Annotated in this window: 11 protein-coding genes; 6 read left to right on the plus strand and 5 right to left on the minus strand. The window is 38.1% G+C overall.

Translation table 11 applies throughout. From position 1 onward, the window contains the following. Positions 1-664 precede the first annotated feature (664 nt). A complete protein-coding gene (locus ACYIAM_RS01270; RefSeq protein ID WP_483746972.1) occupies positions 665-1,750 on the plus strand; it encodes a 3-deoxy-7-phosphoheptulonate synthase in 1,086 nt (361 codons plus the stop codon). Positions 1,751-1,992: 242 nt separating this feature from the next. On the opposite strand, the gene purL is transcribed toward ACYIAM_RS01270, so the two are convergent. Then, positions 1,993-5,895, minus strand: coding sequence for a phosphoribosylformylglycinamidine synthase (purL, locus tag ACYIAM_RS01275; protein WP_483746973.1), 3,903 nt, complete (start codon positions 5,893-5,895; stop codon positions 1,993-1,995). Between the two features lie 490 nt (positions 5,896-6,385). Continuing rightward, positions 6,386-7,873: a hypothetical protein gene (locus tag ACYIAM_RS01280; protein ID WP_483746974.1), complete on the minus strand. Its 1,488-nt coding sequence runs from the start codon at positions 7,871-7,873 to the stop codon at positions 6,386-6,388. Positions 7,874-8,607: 734 nt separating this feature from the next. Here ACYIAM_RS01280 and ACYIAM_RS01285 point away from each other — a divergent pair. Further along, positions 8,608-9,126: an endonuclease V gene (locus ACYIAM_RS01285; RefSeq protein WP_483746975.1), complete on the plus strand. Its 519-nt coding sequence runs from the start codon at positions 8,608-8,610 to the stop codon at positions 9,124-9,126. An 87-nt stretch (positions 9,127-9,213) separates the two neighbouring features. Here ACYIAM_RS01285 and glnS read toward each other — a convergent pair whose 3' ends face one another. The 3 genes from glnS to ACYIAM_RS01300 form a co-directional block, all read right to left on the minus strand. After that, positions 9,214-10,890: a glutamine--tRNA ligase gene (gene glnS, locus ACYIAM_RS01290; protein WP_483746976.1), complete on the minus strand. Its 1,677-nt coding sequence runs from the start codon at positions 10,888-10,890 to the stop codon at positions 9,214-9,216. A 270-nt stretch (positions 10,891-11,160) separates the two neighbouring features. Beyond that, positions 11,161-12,504, minus strand: a complete 1,344-nt coding sequence (locus tag ACYIAM_RS01295; protein ID WP_174797656.1) for an ATP-binding protein — start codon at positions 12,502-12,504, stop codon at positions 11,161-11,163. After that, positions 12,501-13,229 (minus strand): winged helix-turn-helix domain-containing protein, encoded by a 729-nt coding sequence (locus tag ACYIAM_RS01300; RefSeq protein ID WP_483746977.1) that lies wholly within the window; start codon positions 13,227-13,229, stop codon positions 12,501-12,503. Before ACYIAM_RS01300 ends, ACYIAM_RS01295 begins: the two co-directional genes overlap by 4 nt. Before the next feature lie 160 nt (positions 13,230-13,389). Here ACYIAM_RS01300 and ACYIAM_RS01305 point away from each other — a divergent pair, with 160 nt between their 5' ends. From ACYIAM_RS01305 to ACYIAM_RS01320, 4 genes are read left to right on the plus strand one after another with little or no spacing between them, the layout of a single operon-like run. Continuing rightward, on the plus strand, positions 13,390-14,121 hold the full coding sequence (locus ACYIAM_RS01305; protein ID WP_483746978.1) for an MtnX-like HAD-IB family phosphatase: 732 nt from the start codon (positions 13,390-13,392) through the stop codon (positions 14,119-14,121). Between the two features lie 9 nt (positions 14,122-14,130). Beyond that, positions 14,131-14,964 (plus strand): alpha/beta hydrolase, encoded by an 834-nt coding sequence (locus tag ACYIAM_RS01310; RefSeq protein WP_065586621.1) that lies wholly within the window; start codon positions 14,131-14,133, stop codon positions 14,962-14,964. Further along, the gene (locus ACYIAM_RS01315; protein WP_174797660.1) at positions 14,964-15,320 is read left to right on the plus strand and encodes an EamA family transporter; all 357 of its coding nucleotides are present in this window, start codon (positions 14,964-14,966) and stop codon (positions 15,318-15,320) included. The genes ACYIAM_RS01310 and ACYIAM_RS01315 overlap by 1 nt, the downstream gene beginning before the upstream one ends. Position 15,321: 1 nt before the next feature. Beyond that, a complete protein-coding gene (locus tag ACYIAM_RS01320; RefSeq protein ID WP_483746979.1) occupies positions 15,322-15,723 on the plus strand; it encodes a DMT family transporter in 402 nt (133 codons plus the stop codon). The last annotated feature ends 70 nt before the right edge of the window (positions 15,724-15,793 follow it).

Below are 15,793 nucleotides of genomic sequence, written 5' to 3' on the forward strand. Positions count from 1 at the left end.
AAAATTCACAAAATCAGCTTGTCCACACATGAATGACAAAGCCATAAGAGATAGGTACTTTAATGAAGAAAAGTGTTCACTTTTTCGGTTATATTTTTTGTAAAAAATATTCAGGATTCTATACCGTTTCACGATTAATTGAGACTTCGCAATATCTATTCGTTAAAACATGTGATAACCATTGTATCAATCAAAAATTCACTAAACCTACCTGCCGACAAACGAATGGCAAAGCCGAAAGCCTGATACGGAAATTTATGAAGAAGTAACCTAATCAACAATAGTTAGCAATTCAAAAGATAGAAAATAAAAGGTTAAGAAATTTATTAACTTTTATAATACGGTTAAACCACATAATGTGATTTCAGATAAAACACTTTATGCATTTTTAGCGGATTATTTTAATCATGAAGTGTGAACAACTCGGTGTTTTCCTATAACTTATCGAAATGTAAACATTTAATTACACAATTTTAGATCTGGTTTGTTTAGATACCCGTTTTGCAAGTATCTTTTTATCAAGTCACAAAATATAAAAATGAATCATTTAGTAAACAGTAAAAATTTCATTTACTATTATGTAATTTTGTGTTTACATAATAAGCGTTTATGTAATTAATATTTTACATATAAAATATAAATGATTTTAACAAGGAAAATAAAAATGTTAAAAGATACCCTAAATAATGTTCGAATCCGAGACGAACACATGTTAATCACCCCCGAAGAAATCAAACAGCTTTATCCTCTTTCTGAAGATTTAAAAAATCAAATAGCCTTGTCTCGTCAAACTGTTGTGGATATTTTAGAAAGGCGAGATCACCGACTACTTATCGTCTGTGGTCCTTGTTCTATTCATGATCCTATTGCGGCACTTGAATATGCGCATAAATTAAAAAAACTCTCAGACGAAGTTAAGGATCACTTATTTATCGTCATGCGTGTTTATTTTGAAAAACCAAGAACCACTGTTGGTTGGAAAGGTTTGATTAACGATCCTCATATGGATAGCTCATTTGATATTGAGCATGGACTAAAAAAAGCACGCAAATTACTGCTCGATATTGCTGAAATTGGCTTACCTATTGCTACCGAAGCATTAGATCCCAATACACCACAATATATTGCCGATTTAATTAGCTGGTCAGCAATCGGTGCAAGAACCACAGAGTCACAAACCCATCGAGAAATGGCTTCAGGGCTTTCGATGCCTGTCGGTTTTAAAAATGGCACAGATGGTAGTTTGGATGTTGCCATTAACGCCATGAAATCAGCCTCTATGCCTCATCGTTTTGTAGGCATTAATCAACAAGGGCAAGTGACCGTTTTACAAACAATGGGCAATCCACATGGTCATGTTATTTTGCGTGGTGGTAAAACACCTAACTTTGATGCTGAAAATGTCGCATTATGTGAAATTCAAATGCAAAAAGCAGGGTTATTACCTAACTTAATGATTGACTGTAGCCATGCCAATTCCAATAAAGATTATCGCAATCAACCGATTGTTGCCGACTCAATTATTGAACAAATCAAGCATGGTAATAATTCAATTATTGGCGTGATGATTGAAAGTAACTTGTTTGAAGGCAACCAATCTTCTGAACAACCGCAAGAAAACTTTAAATATGGTGTGTCAGTGACCGATGCTTGTATCAATTGGGAAACCACCGAGCAAGTGTTGCAAAAAATGAATAGCCAGTTAGCTACACCTCTAATTGAAAGACAAAAACAACCACCTAAAGCTTAATTTTTTTGATATCTTCCTCCACCTCAAAAGGTGGAGGATTCTGCTATAGTCGAGTTAGCTATCTCAATCATCTACACCGCCTTTTTAGATATAGCCTATTCTCAATATAGCTAATACGGTAATCTTATCGATATTTTTCCCAAATAATATTTATTACTTGTAAGAAAACGACAAGTTATTTCCTAACAAATAAATGAAGATAAATATATCGCCAATAATAGTATCGACGATATATCGGTTAGTTAACCTAGTTGTTTGCGAGCATTACGGAACATTCGCATCCATGGGCTATCTTCGCCCCAATTATCTGGATGCCATGAATTAGCAACTGTTCTAAATACCCTTTCTGGATGTGGCATCATAATGGTTGCTCGCCCATCTTCAGATGTCACCGCAGTAATTCCGTTTGGTGAACCATTGGGATTGGCAGGGTACTGCTGTGTTACTTTGCCATAATGGTCAATATAACATGCCGCTATTAATGCTGATGCTTCTAAATTAGTTAGATGCGTATCATCACAAACCTCAACACGCCCTTCGCCGTGTGAAACCGCAATTGGCATATGTGATCCCGCCATATCAGTAAATAGCAACGAAGGGCTTGATTGAATTTGCACTAAGCTAAAGCGCGCTTCAAAACGTTCTGACAAATTACGCACAAAACGAGGCCACAAATCAGCCCCTGGAATCAGATCCTTAAGGTTTGACATCATCTGACAACCGTTACAAACCCCTAACGATAATGTATCTTTGCGATGAAAGAATCGTTCAAATTCATCACGCACCTTTTCGTTAAATAAAATCGATTTAGCCCAACCTTCGCCCGCGCCTAGCACATCGCCATAAGAAAAGCCACCACAAGCAACCAGTGTACTAAATTGGTTAAGAGTAATGCGACCTGAGAGTAAATCAGTCATATGCACATCAATGGCCTCAAAACCAGCTCGATCAAATACGGCGGCCATCTCGACATGCGAGTTAACACCTTGTTCACGTAAAATAGCGACTTTAGGTTTTGCACCTTTAGCAATATAAGGCGCTGCAATGTCCGTTTGTGGATCGAAAGTTAAGTGCACATTTAAGCCCGGATCATCTTCATTTTGTTTCGCTTGATGTTCTTGATCGGCACACTCAGGATTATCGCGTAACCGCTGCATCTGCCATGTCGTTTCGGCCCACCATGTTCTTAATATTGAGCGCGACTCACTATAAACCACAGCAGATTTGTTACGCACAATAAATTGTTGTCCTGCTTTAGCACTACCCAAAGCATGAACCGTATGGGATAAGCCAAACTGCTTAAAGCAAGCTATCACATCATCTAAACAACTATTGGCCACCTGAATAACAGCACCAAGCTCCTCATTAAATAGCGAAGCAATCACATCATGGCCTAATTGAGAAATATCAACATCAACACCACAATGCCCAGCAAAAGCCATCTCGGCTAATGTCACAAACAGCCCCCCATCGGAACGATCATGATAAGCCAGCAACACATTTTGACTGACTAAAGCTTGAATGGCTTGATAAAAAGCAAGCAGCTCTTTAGGATCATGAACATCCGCTGTTTGTTGGCCTAAATGACGATACACTTGCGCAAGTGCGGTTGCCCCTAATGCTTGATGACCTTTCGATAAATCAACCAACAATAACGTATTATCTTGATCGGTACGCAATTGTGGTGTTACGGTTTTACGCACATCTTCAACGCGCGCAAATGCCGAAATCACCAATGATAACGGTGATGTCACTGCTTTTTGTTCACCATCTTCTTGCCATGTGGTTTTCATCGACATCGAATCTTTACCAACCGGAATTGCAAGTCCCAATGCTGGGCATAGATCTTCACCTATTGCTTTAACGGCCTGATAAAGCCCAGCATCTTCGCCCGGATGGCCAGCGGCGGCCATCCAGTTAGCTGAAAGCTTAATGCGTTTGATATCACCAATATTCGTTGCGGCAATATTGGTAATCGCCTCACCAACAGCAAGCCTTGCCGAAGCTGCAAAGTTAATTAGCGCAACTGGCGCGCGCTCTCCCATAGACATAGCTTCGCCATAATAGCTATCAAAACTTGCTGTGGTGACAGCGCAATCGGCAACTGGTACTTGCCAAGGTCCAACCATTTGATCTCGCGCCACCATCCCCGTCACAGAGCGATCACCAATGGTAATTAAAAAGGTCTTTTCGGCAACCGTTGGTAAGTGTAAAACCCGTTTGACCGCATCATATAAATTAATGTCAGCAGTTGAAAAATTATCACCATGCGCCTGATGTGTTTTTACATCACGTTGCATTTTAGGCGTTTTACCAAGCAGTACATCCAGTGGCAAATCTATCGGGTTATTATTAAAATGCTCATCATGCAAAATCAGCGCTTTATTCGCTGTTGCCTCACCAATAACGGCATAAGGCGCTCGTTCACGCTGACAAAGCTCATCAAACAATGCTAATTTATCGGATTGGATGGCAAGAACATAACGTTCTTGCGATTCATTACACCAGATTTCTAGCGGGGACATACCCGGCTCATCGCTGAGTATTTTTCGGAGCTCAAATTGACCACCACAGCCACCGTCACTAACCAGCTCAGGCATCGCATTAGATAACCCACCAGCACCCACATCATGAATAAATAAGATAGGGTTATCTTCACCTAGTTGCCAGCAACGATCGATAACTTCTTGACAACGGCGCTCCATTTCAGGGTTATCACGCTGAACAGAAGCAAAATCCAGATCTGCATCGGATTGACCTGATGTCATAGATGAAGCAGCGCCACCGCCTAAACCAATATTCATTGCTGGACCACCTAACACAATCAGCTTAGAGCCAGCCGGAAACTCACCTTTTTGAATATGTTCACGGCGAATATTACCCATACCACCCGCTAACATAATCGGTTTATGATAACCTCTCACTTCTTTGCCATTATGGCTATTTACTCGCTCTTCATAAGTGCGAAAATAACCTAATAAAGCCGGACGACCAAATTCATTATTAAACGCCGCTCCCCCTAAAGGACCCTCCATCATAATATCAAACGCACTGACAATACGATCAGGCTTACCAAAATCGTATTCCCAAGGCTGTTCAAAGTTAGGAATACGCAAATTAGAAACCGAAAACCCAACCAATCCTGCTTTCGGTTTAGCCCCGCGCCCTGTTGCCCCCTCGTCACGAATCTCACCACCACTCCCGGTTGCCGCACCCGGCCAAGGCGATATGGCGGTTGGATGATTATGCGTTTCCACTTTCATTAAAATATCAGCATATTCTTGATGATAACCGTAGGTTTTATTCTCATTATCTGCAAAAAAGCGCCCAACGATTGAGCCATCCATCACAGCGGCATTATCCTTATAAGCAGACGAAACATAATCAGGAGTGTGTTCAAAAGTATTTTTGATCATCTTAAACAGTGATTTAGGCTGCTTTACCCCATCAATAATCCAATCAGCATTAAAAATCTTATGGCGACAATGCTCAGAGTTGGCTTGCGCAAACATATAAAGTTCAATATCAGTCGGATTACGTTTTAATTTTTCAAAATTTTCAACTAAATAATCAATCTCATCAGATGCTAACGCTAAACCTAATTTAAGGTTAGCATCTTCTAACGCTTTGCGCCCTTGGGCTAATAAATCAATGGTTGTCACAGGCGTTGGAGACTCAACGTGGAATAGCTGCTCGGCTTGCTCAACACGACTAAAAACAGCTTCCATCATGCGATCGTGAATCAATGATAAAAAATCATTTTTTTGTGAATCGGTTAATGGCGAACTCACTTGCACATAATAAGCGATTCCTCGTTCAATACGGCGAATCTGCGACAAGCCGCAATTATGCGCAATGTCCGTCGCTTTTGACGACCAAGGCGAAATGGTTCCGGCTCTTGGAGTAACTAAAAAAAGTTGCTTGCTAGATGTCTCTTTAACATTGATTTGTGCGGTTTTAGGACCGTATTGTAATAATTTATCTAAAGTTAGCTGTTGTTCAGCCGTTAACTCGCCAGCCAAATCAACAAAATGGAGGTATTGGGCTTCAATATCGATAACAGGGATGGATTTTTCACAACAAGTAGATAAGATTTTACTAATACGAAATGCAGATAAAGCAGAACAGCCAGCTAAAATTTTCATGCTAATTACTCTTTTTAAGCCAAACATAGGTTAAAAAATAGAACAACATTATAAAAGAAAGTGAACAATGTGGCTATCTTAAATACAGTTAGTCAAGCGATAACAAATTGGAAAGCCGCTTTGTACGTCTAAGACGCATTTGGATTCCTACCAAATGTTCTATGCCTATTAACTCACTTAGCAAAACTTAAAAGAGAAAAAGAAGCCAGACTTTGCCTTGAGTAAAAATATTAAAAAACATCAAAATTATTGTTTAGATATTTGATTTTACTAAAATTTTATTTTTAGCCAAATCAATTAGTTATAGAGTCCTTCAACCTCAGTGCCAGAGGTTTTGTTTTTTGGGTTATACTCTTTTGCTATTTAACTGCAAAAAAGTATAACCTACCAACGTTATCAACTCAAAGCCTGTCTTAGGCTAAGATGGCTTTCTTTGGTTGTTGATTCTTAAAATGGCAAATAATTTCTTCCATGACGCGAGAATTAAGAGCTAAGGAGCGACACAAAGTGCGGAACGCCTCGGATCAGGGTTAGTAAGCACACTACCTTGAAAAATCTCAAACCCATCACTAGTCGGGAAGCTATGATTGAAGTCACCCATACCTATGTACAGCTGTATATATCCCCACTCAGAAAAAAAACCACCGCCTATTCGACGCTGGTAATAATTACCACTTGATGAGGGCGTAGCACCAACAGCGCCTTGACACTTATCAGAGTTCTCACCCGAACAGACTGCATTGGTAAGGTCTTTTACTCGTGAAAGACGATATCCTAAACCGCTACACCAAGAGTCTGAGGGTAACCTTTGCCTTCCGTCTTGTCGGTAGACAAACCACTGCTGTAATACAAATCCATATTTTACGACTACATTACCCTGACTATCTCTACCCACTAACTCAAAGGTCTGCGGTAAATTTGGCTTAGCAATTCGACTAGGATTAAGATTCTCCCATTGATCTTCTGCCTCCGGACCAGTTAAAGTAACCTTTACAAGTTTACCATCTAAACCCGGTGCCATTGTGGCAGTTATACCCTCATGGGTGACAGGTTCCCAAGTCAATTGACCGCCACCACCACCTATTCCTAAAATAAAGTAGAGGCCATTTAAACCAGTAGTCGGGAAGTTTCGATCGTAAGATGCTGGGTCGGTTGATTGAGTAATAAAAAAACTTGTTGAACCATCAGGATCCCACATGGAAGCAGGACCATCAGTTGGATGAGTACCCCCCCAATAGGAAGGCCTTGGCTGGGCATAACAGGCTTTTAGTGATGATTGAGGATTGATATAATACGTTGTCCCGTTATACTCGAAAGGAGTACGATTAGGCACACCGTATTGTGTACTTAACACTCCCTCGTCATTAAAAATCACCATTTGATAAGGTGCTTTACAAATATCTAAAACATCGTTACGACTCACCTTCCTGTAAAATCTATCGCGTAAAAGAATTTCTAAACTACCTGGTATTACTACATCGCCCTCATCACCACCCCATAATCCTTCAGTTTCTACAATTACATCGCCATCACCATCATCATCACCCCATAATTTATGTGTAGTAATTAGCTCATTTAACCCTATTGATGTCATTGATTTTGGTATTAACATGTCAATATCATTAAAACTTTCCCCGACTCGAGGTAACATAATTGGGTTTGAATTTGATGAGTTGTTGGTTTCTGGCGTGATTGTAGTACCATCTGATAACGTAAAAGAAAGAAAACCATCTGTTGTATTGGCCTTGGTTTTCCCCCCATCAAATGTTAAATACGGCGCGCTACCTTCAATGATTCCCGTGGTAATTGCTGATAATGCCTGAGTATGTAACGAATACGACAATAGCAACAACATAGCTAATGCTATAGGAAATCTTGATGATACTAATGAGGTTAAAGAAAAAACTCGACTAAAGGGAGATTTAGACGTATTTAAAATATAACGCAGCCAGAGCTGCTGTCCATAATTGTACTGCATAATATTCTGTCCATAAATTTATCTACTTTTTATTTAATCTTAATTTCCATAGCCTGATTATGAAATAAGTTAAATTTACTTTTAATCATTCCAAAGTATAGTATTTTTAAAAAATTTTCTCCTTTGGATTTAAAGAATTATAAAGAATCATAAAGAATTATCAAGAACAACCTTGATTAAGCTTTTAATGGAATACCTGAAAATATTTGTCAAAATCTTTCAGAAAAATATACGTTTGAGTATACAAATTAGTTTTTGGAGTTGATTCTAATAGTGGGCTGTTCAGAAAATATTGATTTATTATTCAATTACTGATTTACTGTTTATCTAAAAATTTGTAAATTATTATTTTAATTAACTATAAAAAATAAGTTGCCATGAAATAAAAAATATAAATATAGTGGTATTTATTAATTTTTCTAATTTGAAAGATCAAATCGTCACCTTAAAACTTCAGTTGACAGAATTATAAAATCACCATTTATTACAAACAGAACTACTTTATTGCCGATAATTGTTCGGCTGAATTAGAAAAAATCCCACAGTCAATCGAGAAACAAGGTATTATCAAAAACAAAGGCTGATTCGATAGGGAATTCATTTTTGCCTAAATGGTTAATTTGGATTTGTTTAGTTATTGGTGCTATGGCATTAATCATTATTGAATTAAAACTACTTAACGAAGTTAAGAAGCCTTCATAATTAAAAAGAGTGAGAATAGAAGATAACTTAATATGATACTTGCAATTGATGTTTATTACATTGATAACCGCGCCAAATCGGTCGGCGTTTTATTTCATAATTGGACTGATTCAACCTCAGCAATTGAACAGGTAATCACAGATTATCAAGATAATGTTGCGCCCTATCAATCAGGTCAGTTTTATCAACGTGAATTGCCTTGCATTATGTCACTGCTTGATAAAATTGATTTAAGTAAACTTACCTGCATTGTGATTGATGGTTATGTGCATTTGGATGAAGGTAAGATAGGGCTAGGTGGGCATTTGTATCATGCATTAAACAAAACCATTCCTATTATTGGTGTTGCTAAAAAGCCGTTTTCAGGCAATAGCGAGTATTTGATCGAAGTTCTTCGCGGTCAAAGTAAGCACCCGTTATATGTTACCTCGATAGGCATACCGCTAATAAATGCTGCCAATAGCGTGCAATCAATGGCAGGCAAACACCGAATGCCTGATGTGCTGAGCTATTTAGATCAACAAACAAAATTGTTTAAACACGAAGAATAATTTATTGAATTAGATTGAAGTAATGTAAATGAGGTGGCAACTACAATCATTCGCCGCCCCAATAAGTCGGCGAATGACTTAGTTAAATTATGCTTCGTTCCAGCTATCCCTTAAACCCACGGTTCGGTTAAACACTAGCTTATCATCGGTTGCATATTTGCTATCTAAACAGAAGTAGCCTTCACGTTCAAATTGATAAGCTACTTCAACTTTGGCATTTTGTAAGCTTGCTTCAACAAAGCCTTGTTTAATGACTAAAGAAGTTGGATTAATCGTCGCTAAAAAGTCCTCGGCAGCACCTGGGTTTGGTGTGTTAAATAGGCGATCATACAAGCGAATTTCAGCTGGTTTGGCAAACTTAGCCGAAACCCAATGAATAACTCCTTTAACTTTACGTCCATCTTCTGGGTTTTTATTTAATGTAGCAGGATCGTAGCTACAATAGATCGTTTGGATGTTGCCTTCGGCGTCTTTTTCAACGCGCTCAGCACGAATCACATAAGCATTACGCAAACGCACTTCTTTACCGAGTACTAAACGCTTGTAGTTTTTGTTAGCTTCTTCCCTAAAATCAGCTCGGTCGATATAGATTTCACGGGTGAATGTCGCTTCACGCATGCCTAATTCAGGACGATTTGGATGGTTTGGCATGCTAAGTATTTCATCAATACTGTCTGAAAAGTTTTCAATCACAACTTTAACTGGATCTAGCACTGCCATTGCACGAGGTGCATTTTCGTTCAGGTCTTCACGAATACAAAACTCAAGGGTACTCATTTCAACAGTATTTTCTTGTTTGGTCACCCCAATTCGACGGCAAAATTCCCGAATTGACGCTGGTGTGTAGCCACGGCGACGTAGTCCCGATATTGTTGGCATGCGTGGATCGTCCCAACCATCGACAATTTTTTCAGCTACAAGTAGATTCAATTTACGTTTAGAGGTAATAGCGTACTCTAAATTTAATCTTGAAAATTCATACTGGTGCGGACGCGCGTCGATAGTAATATTATCTAATACCCAATCATATAAACGGCGGTTGTCTTGGAATTCAAGCGTACAGAGTGAATGGGTGATATTTTCGATCGCATCTGAAATACAATGGGTAAAATCGTACATTGGGTAAATGCACCATTTGTTGCCTGTTTGGTGATGCTCGGCAAATTTGATGCGGTATAACACCGGATCGCGCATCACAATAAATGGCGAGGCCATGTCAATTTTGGCTCTTAGGCAGGCTTTACCTTCGGCGAATTTGCCTTCTTTCATTTGTGTAAAAAGGTCTAGGTTTTCTTCAACACTACGATCACGATAAGGACTATTTTTACCCGGTTGCGTTAAAGTACCACGATATTCACGAATTTCATCAGCAGACAGTTCATCTACATAAGCAAGCCCTTTATTGATGAGTTCAATTGCATAATCATATAGCCGGTCAAAATAGTCAGATGAGTAACAAATCTCACCATCCCATTCAAACCCTAACCAACGGACATCTTGTTTAATCGACTCAACATACTCTATATCTTCTTTAGCTGGATTAGTATCGTCAAAACGCAAGTTACACTTACCCTGATAGTCTTGCGCAATACCAAAATTTAAACAAATTGATTTGGCATGCCCAATATGTAAATAGCCATTTGGCTCTGGCGGAAAGCGGGTATGCGTTGTTTTATATTTGCCAGCAGCAAGATCCGCATCAATAATTTGACGGATAAAATTAGTCGGACGAGTTTCAGTCTCTGTCGGTAGTGAACCGCTCATAAAAAACCTCTGATGATATATTTATTAGAAACAAATTAAGAATATTTGCTTTGCTATTACTTCTTGTATTGGTTGATGAATATAACAAATTTTTGTTATTTCTGAAACGGAAAACCGGCTATTTGTATCGACAAAATTGGCTTTTAGCTAAACAATGCCGTTTTTTAACAAAATAGCCTGTTTTTTCAACAACAAAGCAAACATGAAAAATCAAATAAAATCAATATTTTTCTGACTGCTTTTTGACAGTGTTGCCAATAAATGCTACTTTTATTCATCGCCTGATTTTAGCGAAACTACAAATCTAGCCCCTCCAAGCGGGCTGGTGACAACAAACGCTTTGCCATCATGAAATTCTGCCATTAATTTTACATAAGCTAAACCAAGCCCATAACCACCAGTTGAACGTGTACGGCTAGTATCAAGTCTGGCAAAAGGCATAAAAATCTTTTCGCGCGCATCAAAAGGAATACCTGCGCCATCATCATCGATCTCAAGGATAACACGATTTTCATGTTTGGTGATATTTAAAACCGCTTTATGAGCTGCATATTTAAACGCATTAAGTAACAGATTTTTTACAATAGTTTCAACTAAATTGGTATCAATCATGGCGTATGCATCTTGGCTATTACAAGTTAGTTCAAACTCTTTAGGTTTGAATAACGCCAGTGATTGGCACACTTTTTCGCCCCACTCTTTGAGTGCTACACGCGTTAAGTTTAGCTCGATATTGCTTTGCTGCATTTTAAAATAATTCAAGCTGGCATTGATTAATGTTTCAAGCTCGTTAATATCATCACTCATACCTTTTTGTAGAAGACGTTTTTCTTGTTCATCGTTAGCTTCTTCAAGCATACTAAGTTCAAATCGCATTCTTGCAAGCGGAGTGCGTAGTTCATGTGCCATTGCATGAGAAATCGTTTGATTGGTACTTACTAAGTGTTCAATATGTGTGCCCATATTGTTTAATACGTTAGCTAGCGGCTTAAACAACCAACCTTTAACATTTTCGGTTCGTGCTTTTAAATTACCTTGTCCTAGTTGTTCGGCGGTCTGCCTGATATTAACCAAATCTTTCCAAACAGCACTAAACGCCATATAAATTAAAATAAAAAAGGTGATGGCACTAAATACAGCCCAAATAATGAGAAAGATGGTCAATGACATGGTGTTGGATGCCAAAATATCTCGCATGGCAATGGGGCCTAATTGCAATAAGTTGCCATCTTTTAAATCAATATAAACGACCTCTTTATCGCTATCATAAGAAAAGTCCAGCTTGTGTAACTCGTTAAGTACCGCATCGGGTAATGGTGTATTAATTGGCAATACTTCGATAGGATAACCAAAATAAGGTTGTAATTCACTAACCACTTCTTGAAGGGGACGATCTTTGTGCTCGTTAATTTGCATACGAATCAGGTTTACCGTGCCTCGTTGAGATTCTCGAAATACAATATGATCATCAGGCATATCGGTTAATGATGAAGGTAATGAATCAAAAACCAATAAAGCACCATAAGCAATGATACTTTGCAATAAAAGTAAAATGACTAGATAAAATACAATTCGACGATTAAAAAATAGCGGTTTGGCTAATAATTGTCTCAATGGTTTTCTCCCTCTCGCATAAATAAATAGCCTTTACCACGTACAGTTTTGATGCGCGATGGGTTATCTGGATCATCAAATAATTTTCGACGAAGTCTTGACACACGTGCATCAATAGAACGATCGCTACCATCAAAATCGATCCCTCTTACCTGAGAAAAAATATCATCTCGGGATAAAATTGTCCCTGCATTATGCGCAAGTAACCATAACAGATCAAATTCAGCTGTTGTTAAATCAATTTCTTGCTCTTGCAAAAGCACTTTTCGGTTTTCGCCATCGATAACTAAATTGTCAAATATTAGCGTTTTATTATTTGATGGCACAATCAATTCTTTATGATTGTCTTTGTCGGTTTCTATCTGTTTTCGTCTTAATAAGGCTCGTATGCGGGCAAGCAGTAATCTTGGCTCAACGGGCTTAGCTAAATAATCATCCGCCCCCAATTCCAGCCCAACGATTTCATCAATATTATCTTCGCTAGCTGTCATTATAAGGATGTAGTTAGTAAACCATGTGCGTATATCACGACAAATATCAAAACCCGTTTTTTCAGGTAACATCACATCTAATATAACCAGATCTGGATTAAGCTTTTGAATTCTTTCTTCAGCGCCTGCACCGCTATTATGCCATTCAACAAGATATCCTTGCCGAATAAGATAAACTTGAATTAGATTGGCTAACCGCTGATCATCTTCGATGATTAATATACGTTCACTCATTATTTGTTCTTAATCACTGCCACTTTTACTTAGAGATGCCTCATTATACAGACAATTATCCCCTCGTTACAAAATATATACAAAGAGCCTACAAAGTTTATTGTCACTCTATGAGAGAATCTGCGCCAATATCTTTAAATAGACTATTTTTATATCCAATATGAGTGCTTTTTCATCAATAACAAACCCTCTGTTGCATCCATCTTATACACAACATCACACGCCCATTATTTTGTGTGATTTTGATGGCACAATTAGTATAAAAGATGTTACCGATACGTTACTGAGCCATTTCGGTCAAGATGGTTGTGATGAGCTTGAAGAATTATGGGTTAATGGCAAAATTGGCTCTCAAGAATGTATGAGCAAGCAAATTGCCTTAATGGATGCAAGCTTAGATGAGCTCAATGACGTCTTATCTCAAATTGAAATTGATCCGGATTTTAAATCCTTTGTTCAATATACTGAACAAAATAATATCCCTGTCCACGTAGTTAGCGACGGTCTTGATTATGCCATTGAGTTTATTTTAAAACGTCATGGCATTAAACATTTGCCAATTTTTGCCAATAAATTGATGCACAATAATGCGCGCAGTTGGCGCCTTGAGTTCCCCTATGCAAACCAAGACTGCATCAAAAAAAGCGGTAATTGCAAATGTAATCATGTAAAAAAACAACAATATTTTCCACAAATACTGTATGTTGGTGATGGTTCATCAGACTACTGTGTATCGCATAATGTTGATTTCGTGTTTGCCAAAGACAAACTAGTTCACTATTGTGAAAAAAATAAGATTGAGCACTGTGCAATCAAGAGTTTTGCTAATGTAACACAAGCCTTACAACAGGCTCAGGATTGGCTAATTCCGGTCATGATAGTAAAAGAATAAGGAATACTAATGAGTACAATTGAAGATTTATCGTACTTTCTACCAGGTAACAAAAATGGCGTACTATTAATCCATGGATTAACAGGAACGCCCAATGAAATGCGGATTTTAGCTAATGGTTTACATAAAGCTGGATTTACGGTTTATGCAATCCAGTTAGCAGGGCATTGCGGTACAGAAGAAGATCTGTGTAAAACAACTTGGCAAGATTGGTATAAAAGCGTGCAAGATGGCGCTGATTATTTAGCGCAACATGTGGATAATATCTTTGTTGCAGGACTATCAATGGGAGCACTACTTGCGCTCAAACTGGCAGTAGACAGACCTGAACAAATCAAAGGAGTTGGTGTATTAGCGCCCACATTTTGTTACGATGGCTGGAGTATGCCATTTTGGGCAAAAAAACTGTTTTTCTTACTTGTTTACTTTAAAAAATTGGGTATTTTTCAAAAACAGGTTTTCATTGAACAACCACCTTATGGACTTAAAGATGAACGCATTCGTGCGGTGGTCTCTGAAAGTATGTTAAGTGGTGATGCTGCATCAGCAGGCCTTGCAGGAAATCCATTCCCTGCGCTTGCCGAAATGCAGTTATTGGCAAAAGCTATGCGCAAGCAATTGCCCCAAGTAATTTCGCCTTGTTTAATTATGCATTCAGGTAACGATGATATCGCCAATATAGAAACGAATGCCAAATTGGTCGAAAAGCAAGTATCAGGACCAACAAAGTTAGTGGTATTAAATGATAGCTATCATTTAATTACCATTGATAGCCAGCGCCGCGAAGTGATCAAGGAGTGTGCTTCTTTCTTTGATAATATAGCAGAAGGAATAAAAGCATAATGTCACCATTAGTTATTCTACTTTGGGTTAGTAACATTTGTTTCGATACTTTAGGACAAGTCGCTTTTAAATTTGCAGCCATCGCACCCAACAATCGCGATGGTTGGTACTATTGGCTAGATTTAGCAAAAAATAAGTGGATTTGGATTGGCGTTACCTCTTATGTGGCTGAATTTTTATTATGGTTAGCCTTTTTAACTTTAGTGCCTCTTTCTCAAGGGGTATTACTTGCCTCATTTAATATTATTACTATCATGCTAGTTGGCCGTATTATTTTCAAAGAATTACTAACTAGTTACCGCTTGATCGGAATGCTATTAATCACCGCTGGTGTTGTTTTTGTAGGGATGTCTTAATATGGCTAGATTTTACTTAATTGGTTTTTCTGTATTGCTCTTTTTTGACACAATTGCGCAATGTAGTTTTAAATTAACAGCAGTTGAAGCGCAACCTTTAGAGATGAGCCTAGAATGGTTAATTCGCGTATTTACTAATCCTTGGATTTATATTTCAATAGTGGGCTATATTCTGACCTTCTTCACTTGGATGACGTTATTAAAAAAAGCCCCTGTAGGTCCTGCTTTTGCGGCATCACACTTTGAAATTGTGACTGTCATGATTGTTTCGATCTGGTTATTTAACGAACCGATTACCTTATTCAAGTTAATTGGTACAATACTCATTGTTTCAGGCATTCTTTTTTTGGCGTTAGCAGAAAGCAAATTATCGAAACAAGATTCACACCATCATCAACATTAAGTTCCAATTATAATAAGGAAAGGTAGGTAAGATTTTATACTTAAACGCCTACTTTCCTGAAAGTTTTTCA

The organism is Gilliamella sp. X-60 (assembly GCF_057063585.1).